The following is a 15,068-nucleotide window of genomic DNA, read 5'->3' as shown; positions in this document are numbered from 1 at the left end:
AAAATGCAAAAAGTAAATATAAACAAGGAAAAATGCAAGAGTTGCGGTTATTGTATCCTTTACTGTAATAAAAGTAATTTAGCTTTATCGAAATCTTTCAACGCTAAAGGTTATCTCTTTGTTGAGTTTGATGATAAAGAAGGTAAATGTACCTCCTGCGCTTTGTGCGCTTTGATGTGTCCTGAAGCTGCTATAGAGGTGTATAAGGAAGAAAAGAAATGACAACAGGAATTAATAAAAAAATACTTATTAATGGTAATGAAGCAATTGCTGAAGCAGCAATTTTAGCCGGCTGCAGGTTTTATGCCGGCTATCCGATAACCCCGCAAAATCAAATACCGGAATATATGTCCTGGAGAATGCCGGAAGCCGGCGGAGTTTTTATACAGGCAGAAAGCGAATTAGCCGCTATTAATATGGTGTTCGGAGCTTCTTTGACCGGAACCCGGGCAATGACCAGTTCATCAAGCCCCGGAATATCTTTAAAACAGGAAGGTATTTCTTATATGGCTGGCTGTGAATTACCGGGAGTAATTGTAAATATGCAGCGCGGCGGTCCCGGACTCGGCAATATTCAGGGTTCGCAAGCGGATTATTTTCAGGCAACTAAAGGCGGCGGGCATGGAGATTATAAAATGCCTGTGCTGGCTCCTTCAACAATACCGGAAGCGATAGAACATGTAATGGATGCTTTTGATCTGGCAGATAAGTACAGGACACCTGTAATGATACTTTCTGACGGAATTCTTGGACAAATGATGGAAGCTGTGGAATTTCCGGAGTACAGACCTAAAATGAAGTTGCCAAAAAAAGACTGGATCCTTGACGGAGCAAAAGGAAGGGCCCCGAGGTCCATATTTTCGTTAATGATGCAAAATCCTACTATATTGGAAAAACATAATTGGAAACTTTCCGAAAAATTTAAAAAGATGGAAGTCGAAGTACGCCATGAAACATACCATACGGAAGATGCCGAAATACTGATTTGCGCATACGGCATTATGGGCAGAATCTGTAAAGGCGCTGTTGATATGGCAAGAAAAGCGGATATTAAAGCAGGTTTATTCAGGCCGGTTACAGTATGGCCCTTTGCTTCAGATATTGTATCAGAGCTTGGGAAGAAGGCAAAGAAAGTTCTTGTTGTGGAATTAAATCTCGGCCAGATGGTCGAGGATATCCGTCTGGCAGTGGAAGATAATAAAAAAATATCTTTCCACGGCAGGCCGGGCGGGGCAGTTGCAACAAAAGAAGAAGTATTTGAAAAAATAAAGGAACTCGCAAAATGAAAGTAGTCTACAAAAGACCTGAAAGTCTGAAAGAAGCGGCAAATTCCTATTGCCCCGGATGCGGGCACGGACTCGTGCACCGTATAGTTGCGGAAGTAATAGACGAACTTGATGTCCGGGAAAAAACTATCGGGATAGCCCCGGTGGGCTGCGCCGTATTTGCTTACGATTATTTTAATTTTGATGTAACTGAAGCGCCTCATGGCAGACCGCCGGCGGTAGCTACCGCTATTAAACGCTGTTTGCCTGACAGGATAGTTTTTACTTATCAGGGCGACGGTGATCTTGCTTCAATAGGTACCAATGAAATCATACATGCCGCTAATAGAGGCGAAAATATAACAGTCATCTTTATTAATAATGCTAATTATGGAATGACCGGCGGTCAAATGGCGCCGACAACATTAGCAGGTATGAAAACGACTACAACTCAGAGTGGCAGGGATGTCAAAGTTGCCGGATATCCTCTCCGGGTTTCCGAACTTTTATCTTCAATTGAAGGTGCGGTTTACATAGAACGTGTTACCGTTATAGATCCTGCTAATGTTATTAAAGCAAAAAAAGCCATTAAGAAAGCTTTTCAAAATCAGATAGACAAAGTCGGGTTTTCCTTTGTTGAAGTTCTTTCCCCCTGTCCTATCAACTGGGGACTTAAACCTTTAGATGCCTTAAAGTTCGTTAAAGAAAAAATGATGGATTATTATAAACTGGGAGTGATTAAAGACAGCAATGGAAGCAAAGAAAGCAAGTACAGTCGACAAAGTAAGAGAAGAAAAGAACGTAATATTGAAAATGAATTTATCAGCGCCATCAGCTTTTAAAATCAGCGATATCACCTGCTGAAAATTGTAAGAAAAACAGGAAAAAGGCTGAATAGATGGAAGAAAAGAAAAAGGTAGGAAAATGAAATGGAGAACAACGTAATCATCTGCGGCAGCGGGGGACAAGGTGTACTGCTTGCGGGTACAGTGCTTTGCAAAGCAGGGCTTTTAGAAAATAAATATGTTACCTGGCTTCCTTCTTATGGCGCGGAAAAGCGGGGCGGGCTTTCTTATTGTGCTGTGGTAATTTCTGATGCACCTATTGCTTCACCTGTGATCGGAAGGCCGGAGGTTATAATTGCGCTGGATAATATAGGCTTTGATAATTATGAGAATTCCCTTGCCGATAAGGGGTTGATTATTTTAAACTCTTCTCTTATTAAAAGAGAAGTAAAACGTAAAGATGCTGAATTATATCAAGTTCCTATTACTGATCTTGCAAGAGAACTTGGAAATGCAAGAATAACTAATATGCTGGCGCTTGGCGTTTACGCAGGAAAAACTAAAGTTGTTAAGATTGCATCAATTATTGAGGCTATGGAAAGTTATGCCTCTGAAAAATACAAAGAACTTGTTGCAATAAATAAAAAAGCTATCGAGAAAGGTTATGAGATCGGGAAAAAGTAATGACAAATTGAGATCTGAAAGGAACAACATGCAGGTATGCACCGAAAAGTTGAAGTTCAAGACTACAGGTAATTTAGATGTAAAAGATATTACAAATCTTATTGACAGGGCGGTGCAGGACTGCGCAATGAATACCGGAACGGTAACGATCTTTGTTCCCGGGGCTACCGGTGCGCTTACAACAATAGAGTACGAACCCGGACTTGTGACTGACCTCAAAGAGTTTATGGAAAAGATAATTCCGGAAAATGATAAATACAAACATAATGTAACACATTCAGATAAAAATGGGCATTCTCATATCAGAGCCACTCTCCTTGGACCTTCACTTGTAGTGCCTTATACCGATAAAAAACTTCTTCTCGGTATATTTCAACATATAATCTTTCTGGATTTTGACAACCGCCCTCGCGACAGGGAAGTGATCCTTCAAATCATGGGCAAGTGAAAAGAAGCAAGGGAAGCAAAGACAGCAAATAAAGCAAGTACAGGAAGTAAAAAAAGCCTGGTCGCCGGTATCTGGGTGAGCAGTCCACCACTCTTTAGTGGTGAGACCTCGCTAAGGGCGGGTCCGCCAACGCTTTATGGCGGAAAGTAAAGCAGGGGAAGCAAGAGAAGCACAAACAGCAAATACGGCAAATACAGGAAGCAAAAAAAAGCCTGGTCGCTGGTATCTAGGCGAGCAGTCCGCCAACGCTTTGTGGCGGAAAGTAAAGATAAAGCAAATACGTTAGTAACGTGATAACGTGAAACGTTTTAACGTAACTTCTTAAGGTACGGTTCAGGTGGTCAGTGATCAGGATAAAAATAAATTTATAAAGTGCCTCGAAGAAATTACTGCTTTATTGATTAAAACAGATCCGGCCGGACTTATGAGCGGCTGTCCTGAAGATGAATATGACCCGGAAGCCTGCAGGATTTTGGTTACCATTACCAAATTCAAACTTAAAGAAGAAGTTATCAGAGAAATCAGCCGTGATTTTAAAGACTCCTTAGGAATATCCAACGTAGGCCATATAATCGGCGAAGAAGTGTGGAAGATCAAGGAAAAGTATGAAATATAGTTCATAAAGTTTATAAGGTTTGTAAAGTTGTATTCAGATGAGTCTTTATATATAGCCTAATCAAGATAAAAATCAAGAATATTTGTTTTTAATATAATAACTATCAAGATTTTAGACTTTTAAAGACCTTTATGGACTATTACAGACTTTTATAGACTTTGTTCTACTTCCATGCTAAAATAACCTATCTCAATAAAAAGGAATATGTATGCAGAAGAAACCTATTTTACAAGTCGCTTTAGACTTTGTTGATATGCACCGCGCACTTTTAGCGGCTAAAGAGGCGGTTGCCGGCGGAGCTGACTGGCTGGAAGCGGGAACACCGCTTATTAAGGCAGAAGGTTTAAATGCCATTCGCGAACTTAAAGCAAAGTTTCCCAATAAAGTTATAGTTGCGGATATGAAAACAATGGATGCAGGGCGGGCAGAAGTTGAGATAGCGGCTAAGGCGGGAGCGAAAGTCGTTGATGTACTGGGTGCTGCTGCTGATTCTACTATTTCAGAGTGTGTTGAAGCGGCAAAAAATTATGGGTGTGAAGTTGTCGTTGATATGATAGCTGTAAAAGATGTTGTGAAAAGGGCTATAGAGGTTGAAAAACTTGGTGCAAATTATATAGCCATTCATACTTCCATAGATGACCAAATGCGGGGTAAGTCTCCCTTTGAAATATTAAAACAAGTAACAGCTGCAGTGAAAATACCTGTAGCGGTGGCTGGCGGGATAAATTCTGAAAATGTTGTTGATGCTGTTAAGGCGGGCGCGAGTATAGTGATAGTCGGCGGCTCAATTACAAAAGCAAAAGATGCAAAGAAAGCTGCGGCGGATATAAAAAAAGCAATGTCATCGTTAAAGAAAATTGAAACGACTTTGTTTAAAAGAGGCGGAGAGGCTGATATCTTGAAGATATTAAAGCAGGTTTCAACCGCTAACATCTCTGATGCTCTTCATAGAACTCCGTCGCTCCCGGATATAAAGCCTGTTTTAAACGGTCTAAAGATGGTCGGCCAGGCTGTTACTGTAAAAACTTATCCCGGTGACTGGGCAAAACCCGTAGAAGCAATTGATATAGCAAAACCCGGTGAAGTGATAGTTGTTGATGTTGCAGGAGTCGGTCCCGCAGTTTGGGGAGGACTTGCAACGACCAGCTGTGTAAGAAAGAAGATCGGCGGCGTGGTCATCAATGGCGCTATCAGAGATACTGAAGAGATTAAAAACTTTAAGTTCCCGGCTTTTTCTAAACTAATCATGTCAAATGCCGGAGAGCCTAAAGGTTTTGGCGAAATTAATATCCCGATAACAATATCCGGAGTAAAAATATTCCCCGGAGACTGGATTGTCGGTGATGACGATGGAGTAATAGTTATCCCAAAAGAAAAAGCCGTTGAATACGCAAATAGAGCAATGGACGTTCTAGAAAAAGAAAACCGCCTAACAAAAGAGATCCTTGAAGGCAGCACCCTGTCTTCCGTAATGGATTTATTAAAATGGGAAAAAAAGTGACATTAATTCTCCAATCGTAATATAAAAGAATTAATGTCATCCCCGAGTGCTTTTATCGGGGATCCAGCGTCTTTTTTTGTAATTTTGTGTTTTTAAAACAGTTCCGTATTTAAGGCAAAATAAATGAAAAATAAATATTTTTCCACAATAATTTTGTCTACACTCGTTTTCTTCACATTTTCTTGCCGTACTATCCAGCTTAAAGATAATTCTGACGTAGTGGATACTTCCAAAAATATTAATATTGTACAGTCAGTGCAAATCACTCCTGAAAATATCATTTTAACCCCGGAAGTAAAACCAGCCCCGGAAAAACCACCGGTTATTATTACTCCTGAACCGGCAAAACCTTTGCCCGTGCCTGCACCAAAAACCGCAATGGAAACACTTAAAGCTGCTCCCGCAAAAGTTATAGATATTTCCAATAAAATAGCTGAAAAAGTCAAAGTAGAAACAAAAAACTCCCTTGACTACTGGCCCTTGCTACTTATTCTCTTTGTCGTAATAATTTTCGGGTACTTTATGTATGACACCAAAGAACAAAAACCTGTAAAGCGGACAAAGAAAAAAGTAAATAAACCGGTAAAAACCTCGAGAAAGTCTAAAAAATAGTCTAAATTTGGATATTCTTGCCGTATTTCGTTAGCTTTATTCCAATTGACTTTTCTTCAATTGCTATGCTAAAATACTCAAGATTTCTTTGTATTTACTTACTCTTTTTAGAAATGGGGTATTTGTGAAATACGAGCTTCAGTTAAAGAACATAAAAGAAGGGTTCCGGAAGGATGTCGAAAGGCTTAGCCAGCAAAAGATATCCAACTGTTATCAATGCGGAAAATGTTCCGCGGGATGTCCTGTGGCTTATGCTATGGAATACCCTCCCACAATGGCTATGCGCATGATTCAGCTTGGTATGCATGACCGTTTAATGTCTGCAAATACCTCCTGGTTTTGCGTTTCCTGTGAAACCTGCACTACTCGTTGTCCCAGAGAGATTGATATAGCAAAGGTTATGGATACTTTGAAAATAATGGCACAGGCGGGAAAGTACAAACTATCCGATAATGAAATACCGATATTTGACTGGATATTCCTTAAATCAATCGAATTAACAGGAAAAATATACGAAATAGGGATGATAGGGGCGTATAATATGCTCTCATTAAATCCTTTTAAAGATGTATTCCCGATGGGAGTCAAGATGATCCTTAAGGGTAAAATTAGTTTTATACCTCATCTGATATACAATCCCTTTGAAATGATAAAAAACATCAGAATGTTCAAGAGAATAAAGAAAAAAGACAGGGAAAGGATATACGAAAAGAATGCTTAAAGTTGCTTACTTCCCGGGTTGTTCGCTTTCATCCACTGCGAAAGAATATGATGTTGCTACGCGGTTGGTTTGTGAAGACCTGGAAATAAATCTGGTTGAAATTCCTGAATGGACCTGCTGCGGGGCCACTACTGCTCATATTACTTCCGAACTGACAGCGGCAGCTTTACCTGCAAAGTCGCTTATCTGGGCAGAAAAACACAATATGCCTATTACTTCTCCTTGTTCTGCTTGTTTTTCCCGTTTAAAGATGGCTCATCTCAATATGGAGAAAGATGCAAAACTTAAAAAAGAAGTTGAAGAGGTGACAGGAGAAACTTACAACGGTAAAGCTGAGGTCTTACATCTTACACGCGTAATGCTTGAAAAATATGGTTTGGAAAATATTAAAGCAAAAATAAAAAAGCAGCTTAAAGGTCTAAAGATTGCCTGCTATTACGGCTGCTTGATGACCAGGCCCGCTGAGGTTTGTGAGAACGATAGAGTGGAAAATCCGATGATCATGGATAATCTTGTAGAAGCTCTCGGAGCTGAATCTATAAAATGGTATTATAAAACCGAATGCTGCGGCGCAGCGTTTTCTCTTACAAAAACAGAGATCGTAAGGAAACTTTCCGGTGATATTTTAAAAGAAGCGAAAGCTTGCGGAGCTGACCTGGTAATGGTCGCATGCCCGCTCTGCCACAGTAATCTTGATGCAAGACAGCCGGAAATATCTAAGTTGTTAAAAACAAACCTTAATATACCTGTTCTTTATTTTACCCAGGTTATGGGACTTGCGCTTGGTTATGATTATATGGACTTAATGATGAATAAACATTTTATTGACCCGAAACCGCTGCTTAAAGCAAAAGGAATATTATAATGGCCAGGATCGGAGTTTTTGTCTGCCATTGCGGCACAAATATCGCGGGGGTAGTCGATGTAACCCGTGTTGCAAAATATGCCGAATCATTACCCGGTGTCCGTGTTGCCGTTGATTACAAATATATGTGTTCTGATCCGGGACAAAATACGGTCATTGAGGCAATTAAAAAATATAATCTGGATAGGATTGTTGTTTCCGCATGTTCTCCCAGAATGCACGAAGGTACTTTTAGAAAAACAATGGAACGGGCCGGGTTAAATCCTTATTTAATGGAAATGGCAAATATCCGCGAACATGTTTCGTGGGTGCATGGTGACGACAAAGAATTAGCAACGCAAAAAGCTATGAAAGTGATGGAGATGGCGGTTGCGAAAGTAAGACGCAGTGAAGCGCTCTCCAAGATGTATGCTTCAATAGAAAAGCGTGCTTTGGTTATCGGCGGCGGTATTGCCGGTATTCAAGCGGCAATAGATATAGCAGGCGCTGGTTATAAAGTGGTGCTAGTCGAAAAAGAACCTTCTATTGGCGGCCGCATGTCCCAGCTTGACAAGACCTTTCCTACGCTTGATTGTTCTGCCTGTATTCTAACTCCAAAAATGGTTGCAGTAGCGCAGGACCCAAATATTACTCTTATGACCTACGCCGAAGTCGTGGAAGTATGCGGGTATGTCGGACAGTTTGAAGTTAAGATCAAACAGAAAGCAAAATCTGTTAACTCGAAATGCATCGGTTGCGGTGTGTGTGTAACCAAATGTCCCAATAAAAAAGCTTTATCCGAGTTTAACGAAAATCTGGCGCCCAGAAAAGCAATTTACACGCCTTTTCCTCAAGCCGTGCCCAATGTTCCCGTAATAGACAGAGAAACCTGTACTTTCTTCAAAACAGGCAAATGCAAAATTTGCGAAAAAGTCTGCCCTACCGGAGCTATTGACTATACTCAGCAGGATGAAATAATAAAAGAAAAATTCGGAGCGGTGGTCGTTGCTACCGGATTCAACATTTATGATCACTCAAACTACGGTGAATATGGCTATGGCGAGATAAAGGATGTTATTTCCAGCCTGCAATTTGAAAGACTGATCAATTCATCAGGTCCTACTGACGGGCATGTCGTGCGGCCTTCAGATCATAAAGAAGTGAAAAATGTTGTTTTCATTCAGTGCGTGGGTTCACGGGATGAATCAAAACACCGTCCTTATTGTTCAAGAGTTTGCTGTATGTACACTGCAAAACAGGCGATGCTCCTTAAAGATCATTATCCTGAAACACAGTCTTACGTATTCTATATTGATATAAGATCTGCGGGTAAAAACTACGAAGAGTTCGTACAGCGTGCCCAAAATGATTATGGTGTTGTCTATTTGAGAGGCAGAGTCTCAAAGATCTATGAGCGCGGGGATAAATTAATAGTAAAGGGTGCAGATACTTTATCCGGTGCTCAGGTAGAAGTAGAAGCGGATATGGTAGTCCTTGCAAACGGGCTTGAACCGAAAGCCAACGCAAAAGAGCTTGCCCAGCTTTTCCATATGTCTTATGATCAGTACGGTTTTTATAACGAACTTCATCCGAAACTTGCGCCGGTTGAAACTGCAATTTCCGGTGTTTTTGTAGCAGGCTGCTGTATTTCACCCAAAGATATACCTGATACGGTTGCCCAGGCTTCGGCTACTGCCGCAAAAGTATGCGCTCTCTTTTCAAAAGAAAAGTTAGAAGTCGAGCCTTTAATAGCAAATGTAAATCAATTGACCTGTTCGGGTTGTGAAACCTGTTACAACGTCTGCCCGTACAGTGCGATTGAAATGGAAGATAAAGAAGTTAAAAGAGGCGATATGCGCCACGTCGCTAAAGTACTGGAAAGCGTATGTAAAGGCTGCGGTGCCTGTGTCGGCTCTTGCTATTGTAAAGCAGTAGACCTGAAAGGTTTCTCCGATAGACAGGTGATGAATCAGATAGAAGCAGCGACAACGGAATTAAGTACTAGTGACTAATGACTATTTTAGGAGTCATGATCTTATAAATATGGCGGGAGCTTTTACCCGCTACAATAAATAGTCAGTAGTCATTAGTACTTAGTCATTAAACAGAAGGTGGTTATGGTAGACGATAAGAAGAAGCTCAACGTAGTCGGTTTTCTCTGCAACTGGTGTTCTTACGCCGGTGCGGATATGACCGGGCTCGGAAGGAATATTTATCCTTCTAACATTAAGATCATTCGGATTCCCTGCACGGGAAGAATGGATCCTATGATGATAATTGAGGCGTTTCATAACGGAGCGGATGGAGTTCTTGTTTCCGGTTGTCACCCAGGAGATTGTCACTACAGTGAAGGTAATTTTTACTGGAGACGGCGTTATCCTCATTTAAAAAGCTTGCTCGAGCATTTTGGAATTGATAAAAGAAGATTCCACGCGAGCTGGGTTTCAGCTTCTGAAGGTAAGAAATTTGCGGAAGTAGTAAAAAAAGTAGTAGCTGAGGTAAAGGACTGGCAGGAAAATGGATAAAGAATTACAGGAACTGATAAAGAAACTTTTAACCGAGAAAAAAGCGGAGTGGGCTATCGGTTATGAAAAAGCTTATGATGAATTTTCTACGAGACCGGCATTTGTAGCTGATCCGGGTGATACTTCACGCTTGATATTTAATAAATATTGTATTAATAATCTGGGTTTATACCTCACGAAACTTAAAAAGAACAAGCTTGCGGTGGTCTGCAAAGGTTGTGATATAGCTACAGTTTTTGAGTTAATCAGGGAAAAACAGTTCAAAAGAGAGAATGTAATTATAATCAGTGTGGCGTGTGATGGTGTCCTGGATAAAAGAACAAATAAACTTCTGGAAAAGTGCGAGAACTGTCAGGTTAAGCAGCCGAAAGGCGGAGATTTTACTATTGGTACGGCTAAAAATTCCGAAAATCCTAAAAGTTTTGAAGATGTTTCTCTTTTTGAAAAGAAAAGTTCAAAAGAGAAAATGGAGTTCTGGAACAGGCAGTTTGAAAAGTGCATCAGATGCTATGCCTGCAGGAATGTATGTCCGGTATGCTACTGTCCGGATTGTTTTGCCTTGAGAAGCATGCCGGAGTATTTGAGCAAGCACGTGGATGCGAATAAGAATAAGCTGTTTCACATGATTCGGATGCAGCATGTTTTTGGCCGCTGTACGGATTGCAAAGCTTGTGATACGGCGTGCCCGGTAAATATACCTTTAAGCATTCTTACTAAAAAACTTGCAAAAGATGCAAAAGAGTTGTTTAACTATGAAAGCGGAGCGGATACGGATGCAAGACCTCCTCTTTCCACGTATGATGAAGGTGATTCTGAATCTGATATTATGTAAGTCCCGTTAGAAAATGTTACAGACGGGTTGAAACTAAATACGAACGAACACGAGAAGAATAGGTAAATTTAGAGTCCTGTGTATTGTGATTTTCTAACGGGATAAACGGGAGAATATGGCTTATTTAATTTCAAAAGAAAACATAAAAGAATTGTTAAATGCCCTGATAGCGGCGAAAATTGTTTACGCTCCTAAAAGGGATGCCGAAGACACCGTATTATTTGGAAAACTATCGAATGCTTCCGAATGGCACGGAGATTCACTGCTTACGCATACTACTGCAAAAGATAAGGTGTATTTACAATCGGAAAGGTTTTTTAAGATAAAAAAAGATAAGAACGGAGTTACTATCGAAGATCCTGCTGAACCGGAAGAGATAGTTATTTTCGGCTGCCGTCCTTGTGACGCAAGAGGGTTTGATGTTATTAATAAGCTCTTTAATTGGAGTGATTTTGTTGACGAATATTACACAAAAAGAATGGCGAAAACTACTATTGTCACTATTTCCTGCGAAAAGCCGGAGAGTACCTGTTTTTGTACTTCCTTTGTTAAGGGTAGTCCCGTTAACGAAACAGGAAGCGACTTATTGTTGACACCTCTAAAAAACGGGAAATACCTTGCGGAAGCATATTCTGATAAAGGAAAGAAAGTAATAAATGACAATTCTAAGTATTTTGCTGAAGCTTCTGAGACCGATGCAAAAGAGAAAGAAATATTTAAGGCTGCTTCTGAGTCGAAGATAGTAAAGAAACTTGACCTTTCGGCGATCAAGAAACTTATGGAACCTGCTTTTGAATCGGCTTACTGGGATACGGTTCATTTACCCTGTGTAAAATGCGGGGCCTGCACTTTTGTATGCCCTACTTGTTTCTGCTTTGATATTACCGAAAAAGCTTTTGATAATATAAATTCGGAAAGAGTGAGAAGCTGGGATACGTGTATGAGCGAGATCTTCACCAGAATGGCAGGCGGGGTCAATCCCAGGTCAGACACAAAAAAACGCTTCAGACAGAGGTTTATGCATAAATTCAATTACCATGTTGATAATTTTAAAGAAGAACTCTGCACGGGTTGCGGCCGATGTATTAAAGCCTGCCCGGTCAGTATAGACCTTAGAAAAGTGATAGAGGGAATAAAGTAAAACAATAACTAAGGTCAAAGCACTAAACGGAAGGAAGTATAATAAATATAATTTCAATGATGTAGTTTAAGTATTGTTTTATTAAGTATTAGTAATTGTTTAAAATTTAGTGCTTAGATCTTAGTGATTTGTTTTCTTTTTAAAGCGATAGTGTTACAGAAAAATGTTTATTACAGGAGTGTTATGACGGGCAATATATATAAGCCTCATATTGCAAAGGTAGTCGATATTAAGGTTGAAACCGGCGACATTAAAAGTTTCAAATTTCAATTTGTGGACCAGGCTGCTCAAAAAGAGTTCACCTGGAAAGCAGGTCAATTTTTGATTCTTAATCTTTTTGGTATAGGCGAAGCGGTGTTTACTTTTGCGAACCCGCAAACAAGAAACGAATATATTGAATGCTCTATAAGAAAAGTCGGGCTTATCAGTGAAGCCGTTCATGAACTGGAGATCGGAGATACTGTCGGAATCAGAGGTCCTTATGGGAACTGGTTCCCGTTCGATAACTGGCACGAAAAGAACCTGCTTTATGTGGCAGGCGGTGTCGGTCTGGCTGCTTTAAGATCCCCGATAGAATTTTCACTGGATAACAAAAAAGATTTTAAAAATATTACGATTCTTTACGGCGCGAGAAGCCCGATGGATCTTTGCTATAAAGATAAGTTCTCGGATTGGGAAAAAGTAAAAGACACGCAAATGATACTGACTGCCGATAAAGGCGCTGATGGCTGGAAACATAAAGTCGGATTTGTGCCTGCAGTATTAAAAGAAGTACACCCTTCACCAAAAGATACGGTTGCAATAATTTGCGGACCACCGATAATGATTAAGTTTGTTCTTAAAGAACTTCTGGATCTCGGCTTTACTCCTGAACAAATTGTTACTACACTTGAGATGAAAATGAAGTGTGGTTTGGGTAAATGCGGCAGGTGTAATGTGAAGCATCTTTATATTTGCAAAGATGGACCCGTCTTTACATATGCGCAGCTGAAAGATCTGCCTGATGAATATTAAATAAAAACTAGGTGCCTGATTCTGGGTACTGGGGACTAGGAAAAAGCACAGCGGGTGAATTACTAAGGATTAAGCACTAAATTTAAAACAATAACTAAGGTCAAAGCACTAAGCACTAAAAAGGAAGATGTTTATATAAGTGCAATGATTTTGTTTACAATTTTATTCTTAGTGCTTGGTTTTAAGTTTGTTTAGTGCTTAGAATTTAAATCTTAGTTATTGGATTTACACTGTATCAGTGGAATCTTTTTTGTAAAGGGGGATTGTTTAAATGAAAGTTAAAAAGTCGAAAGTACCTTCGGATATTACTATTGCACAGGGTATAAAGCTTAAACCTATAACTGAAATAGCTTCAAAAATAGGGATTAAAAGAGAAGAACTTGAGCTGTACGGGGATAATAAAGCCAAGGTAAAGCTCGAACTTTTAAACCGCTTAAAAGCAAAACACACCGGTAAATATATTGATGTTACAGCGATCACCCCGACTCCGCTTGGAGAGGGGAAAACAGTAACAACAATCGGATTATCACTCGGGTTGGCAAAAATCGGAAAAAAGGTTATTACAGCAATAAGACAACCGTCACTGGGGCCTGTATTTGGTATTAAAGGCGGGGCTGCAGGCGGTGGGTATTCCCAGGTTGTACCAATGGAAGATTTTAACCTCCATCTGACCGGGGATGTTCACGCGGTTTCTATTGCTCATAACCTTTGTGCAGCTTTTCTTGATAATCATCTTCATAAAGGAAACAAATTTAACATAGATTTAAATCAGATCCTTTGGAGAAGGGTGGTTGACATATCCGACAGGGCTCTGAGAAATGTTATAATTGGTCTCGGCGGTAAAGACGATGGTATTGCAAGACAGAGCGGATTTGATATTTCTGTGGCTTCTGAAGTTATGGCTATACTTGCTTTGACTACAAGTTTAAAAGACTTAAGGCAGCGCCTGGGGCGCATTGTGGTTGCTTTTACAAAAGACGGTAAACCTGTTACCGCTGAAGATCTCGGAGTTGCGGGCTCCATGACAGTGCTAATGAGAGATGCAATAAAACCGACGCTCCTTCAAACCACGGAACATACACCCTGTTTTGTTCATGCCGGTCCTTTTGCCAATATTGCGCATGGAAATAACTCCATACTTGCGGATCAGATGGCTGTGAAACTCGCGGATTACGTTGTCACAGAATCCGGTTTTGCCGCGGATATGGGCATGGAAAAATTTATGAATATTAAATGCCGTTACAGCAAACTTGTACCTAACTGCGTAGTGATGGTTTGTACGGTCAGAGCTTTAAAGATGCACTCGGGGCAATTTACGATAATTCCGGGTAAATCGATTCCGGACGATTTGTTAAAAGAAAATATGACAGCAATTGAAGAGGGGATCTGTAATCTTGAAAAACAGATAGAAAATGCAAAACTCTTTGGCGTTCCTGTGGTTGTCGCTATAAATAAATTCACAACGGACACTGATAAAGAAATTGAATATATCAGACAAAAAGCAATTCAGGCCGGAGCGGAGGATGCCGTACTTTCTGAAGTCTGGGAAAAAGGCGGAGAAGGCGGAAAAGAACTTGCACAAGCAGTGGTTAAAGCCTGCGAAAAGAAATCAAAATTCAAATTTCTTTATCCTCTTGAAGCTTCAATTAAAGAAAAGATTGAAATTATTGCCACTAAGATCTACGGCGCAAAAAATGTTTCTTACACTGCGGCCACTGAGGATAAGATCAAGCTTTATAGCGGTTTAGGCTGGGACAAACTTCCTATTTGCATGGCTAAGACCCACCTTTCCCTTTCTCATGATCCGGCGCTAAAAGGGCGTCCGACCGGCTTTACTTTACCTGTCAGAGATATCAGAGCTTCAATAGGCGCAGGGTTTCTATATCCGATCTGCGGTGACATGAGAACAATGCCCGGACTTCCTTCTGTACCCGCAGGCACAAAGGTTGACATTGATAAAGATGGAAAAGTGGTAGGACTGTTTTAAAAGATATTTACGATTGACGAATGACAATTGACGATTTAAGGTAGGCGGATAAAAACCTCCGCTAAATAAAATATATAAAAATACTATATTGTA

At 40.3% G+C, this 15,068-nt stretch carries 16 protein-coding genes; all 16 read left to right on the top strand.

Annotation, left to right across the window (positions count from 1 at the left end):
* The first annotated feature begins 3 nt into the window (after positions 1–3).
* The 16 genes from A2536_05615 to A2536_05540 all read left to right on the top strand — a co-directional run bounded on the left by A2536_05615 (position 4) and on the right by A2536_05540 (position 14,975).
* Positions 4–222, top strand: a complete 219-nt coding sequence (locus A2536_05615; GenBank protein ID OGF45028.1) for a hypothetical protein — start codon at positions 4–6, stop codon at positions 220–222.
* Between the two features lie 8 nt (positions 223–230).
* The gene (locus A2536_05610; protein ID OGF45027.1) at positions 231–1,286 is read left to right on the top strand and encodes a 3-methyl-2-oxobutanoate dehydrogenase subunit VorB; all 1,056 of its coding nucleotides are present in this window, start codon (positions 231–233) and stop codon (positions 1,284–1,286) included.
* Positions 1,283–2,107, top strand: coding sequence for a hypothetical protein (locus tag A2536_05605; GenBank protein OGF45015.1), 825 nt, complete (start codon positions 1,283–1,285; stop codon positions 2,105–2,107). Before A2536_05610 ends, A2536_05605 begins: the two co-directional genes overlap by 4 nt.
* 87 nt (positions 2,108–2,194) lie before the next feature.
* Entirely contained in the window at positions 2,195–2,734 is a 540-nt protein-coding gene (locus A2536_05600; GenBank protein ID OGF45014.1) for a hypothetical protein, read from the top strand.
* A 28-nt stretch (positions 2,735–2,762) separates the two neighbouring features.
* On the top strand, positions 2,763–3,182 hold the full coding sequence (locus A2536_05595) for a secondary thiamine-phosphate synthase enzyme (GenBank protein OGF45013.1): 420 nt from the start codon (positions 2,763–2,765) through the stop codon (positions 3,180–3,182).
* A gap of 337 nt (positions 3,183–3,519) precedes the next feature.
* Positions 3,520–3,798, top strand: a complete 279-nt coding sequence (locus tag A2536_05590) for a hypothetical protein (protein ID OGF45012.1) — start codon at positions 3,520–3,522, stop codon at positions 3,796–3,798.
* Positions 3,799–4,006: 208 nt separating this feature from the next.
* On the top strand, positions 4,007–5,299 hold the full coding sequence (locus tag A2536_05585; GenBank protein ID OGF45011.1) for a bifunctional hexulose-6-phosphate synthase/ribonuclease regulator: 1,293 nt from the start codon (positions 4,007–4,009) through the stop codon (positions 5,297–5,299).
* Between the two features lie 123 nt (positions 5,300–5,422).
* Positions 5,423–5,911 carry a hypothetical protein gene (locus A2536_05580; protein ID OGF45010.1) on the top strand — a complete coding sequence of 163 codons (489 nt, stop codon included), beginning with the start codon at positions 5,423–5,425 and terminating at the stop codon, positions 5,909–5,911.
* Between the two features lie 124 nt (positions 5,912–6,035).
* Positions 6,036–6,632 carry a hypothetical protein gene (locus A2536_05575; GenBank protein OGF45009.1) on the top strand — a complete coding sequence of 199 codons (597 nt, stop codon included), beginning with the start codon at positions 6,036–6,038 and terminating at the stop codon, positions 6,630–6,632.
* A complete protein-coding gene (locus A2536_05570) occupies positions 6,625–7,497 on the top strand; it encodes a hypothetical protein (protein OGF45008.1) in 873 nt (290 codons plus the stop codon). Before A2536_05575 ends, A2536_05570 begins: the two co-directional genes overlap by 8 nt.
* Positions 7,497–9,488 (top strand): disulfide reductase, encoded by a 1,992-nt coding sequence (locus A2536_05565; protein OGF45007.1) that lies wholly within the window; start codon positions 7,497–7,499, stop codon positions 9,486–9,488. Before A2536_05570 ends, A2536_05565 begins: the two co-directional genes overlap by 1 nt.
* A 105-nt stretch (positions 9,489–9,593) precedes the next feature.
* On the top strand, positions 9,594–10,001 hold the full coding sequence (locus tag A2536_05560) for a hypothetical protein (protein OGF45006.1): 408 nt from the start codon (positions 9,594–9,596) through the stop codon (positions 9,999–10,001).
* Positions 9,994–10,833: a hypothetical protein gene (locus tag A2536_05555; protein OGF45005.1), complete on the top strand. Its 840-nt coding sequence runs from the start codon at positions 9,994–9,996 to the stop codon at positions 10,831–10,833. The genes A2536_05560 and A2536_05555 overlap by 8 nt, the downstream gene beginning before the upstream one ends.
* Positions 10,834–10,948: 115 nt before the next feature.
* Positions 10,949–11,974, top strand: coding sequence for a hypothetical protein (locus A2536_05550; protein ID OGF45004.1), 1,026 nt, complete (start codon positions 10,949–10,951; stop codon positions 11,972–11,974).
* Positions 11,975–12,157: 183 nt separating this feature from the next.
* Positions 12,158–12,988: a hypothetical protein gene (locus tag A2536_05545; GenBank protein ID OGF45003.1), complete on the top strand. Its 831-nt coding sequence runs from the start codon at positions 12,158–12,160 to the stop codon at positions 12,986–12,988.
* A 271-nt stretch (positions 12,989–13,259) separates the two neighbouring features.
* Positions 13,260–14,975: a formate--tetrahydrofolate ligase gene (locus A2536_05540; protein ID OGF45002.1), complete on the top strand. Its 1,716-nt coding sequence runs from the start codon at positions 13,260–13,262 to the stop codon at positions 14,973–14,975.
* Positions 14,976–15,068: the final 93 nt, after the last annotated feature.

Source organism: Candidatus Firestonebacteria bacterium RIFOXYD2_FULL_39_29 (assembly GCA_001778375.1).
Classification (GTDB): domain Bacteria; phylum Oederibacteriota; class D2-FULL-39-29; order D2-FULL-39-29; family D2-FULL-39-29; genus D2-FULL-39-29.
Note: the sequence above shows the minus strand (reverse complement) of the source record. Positions and strands in the feature narration are given on the sequence as shown.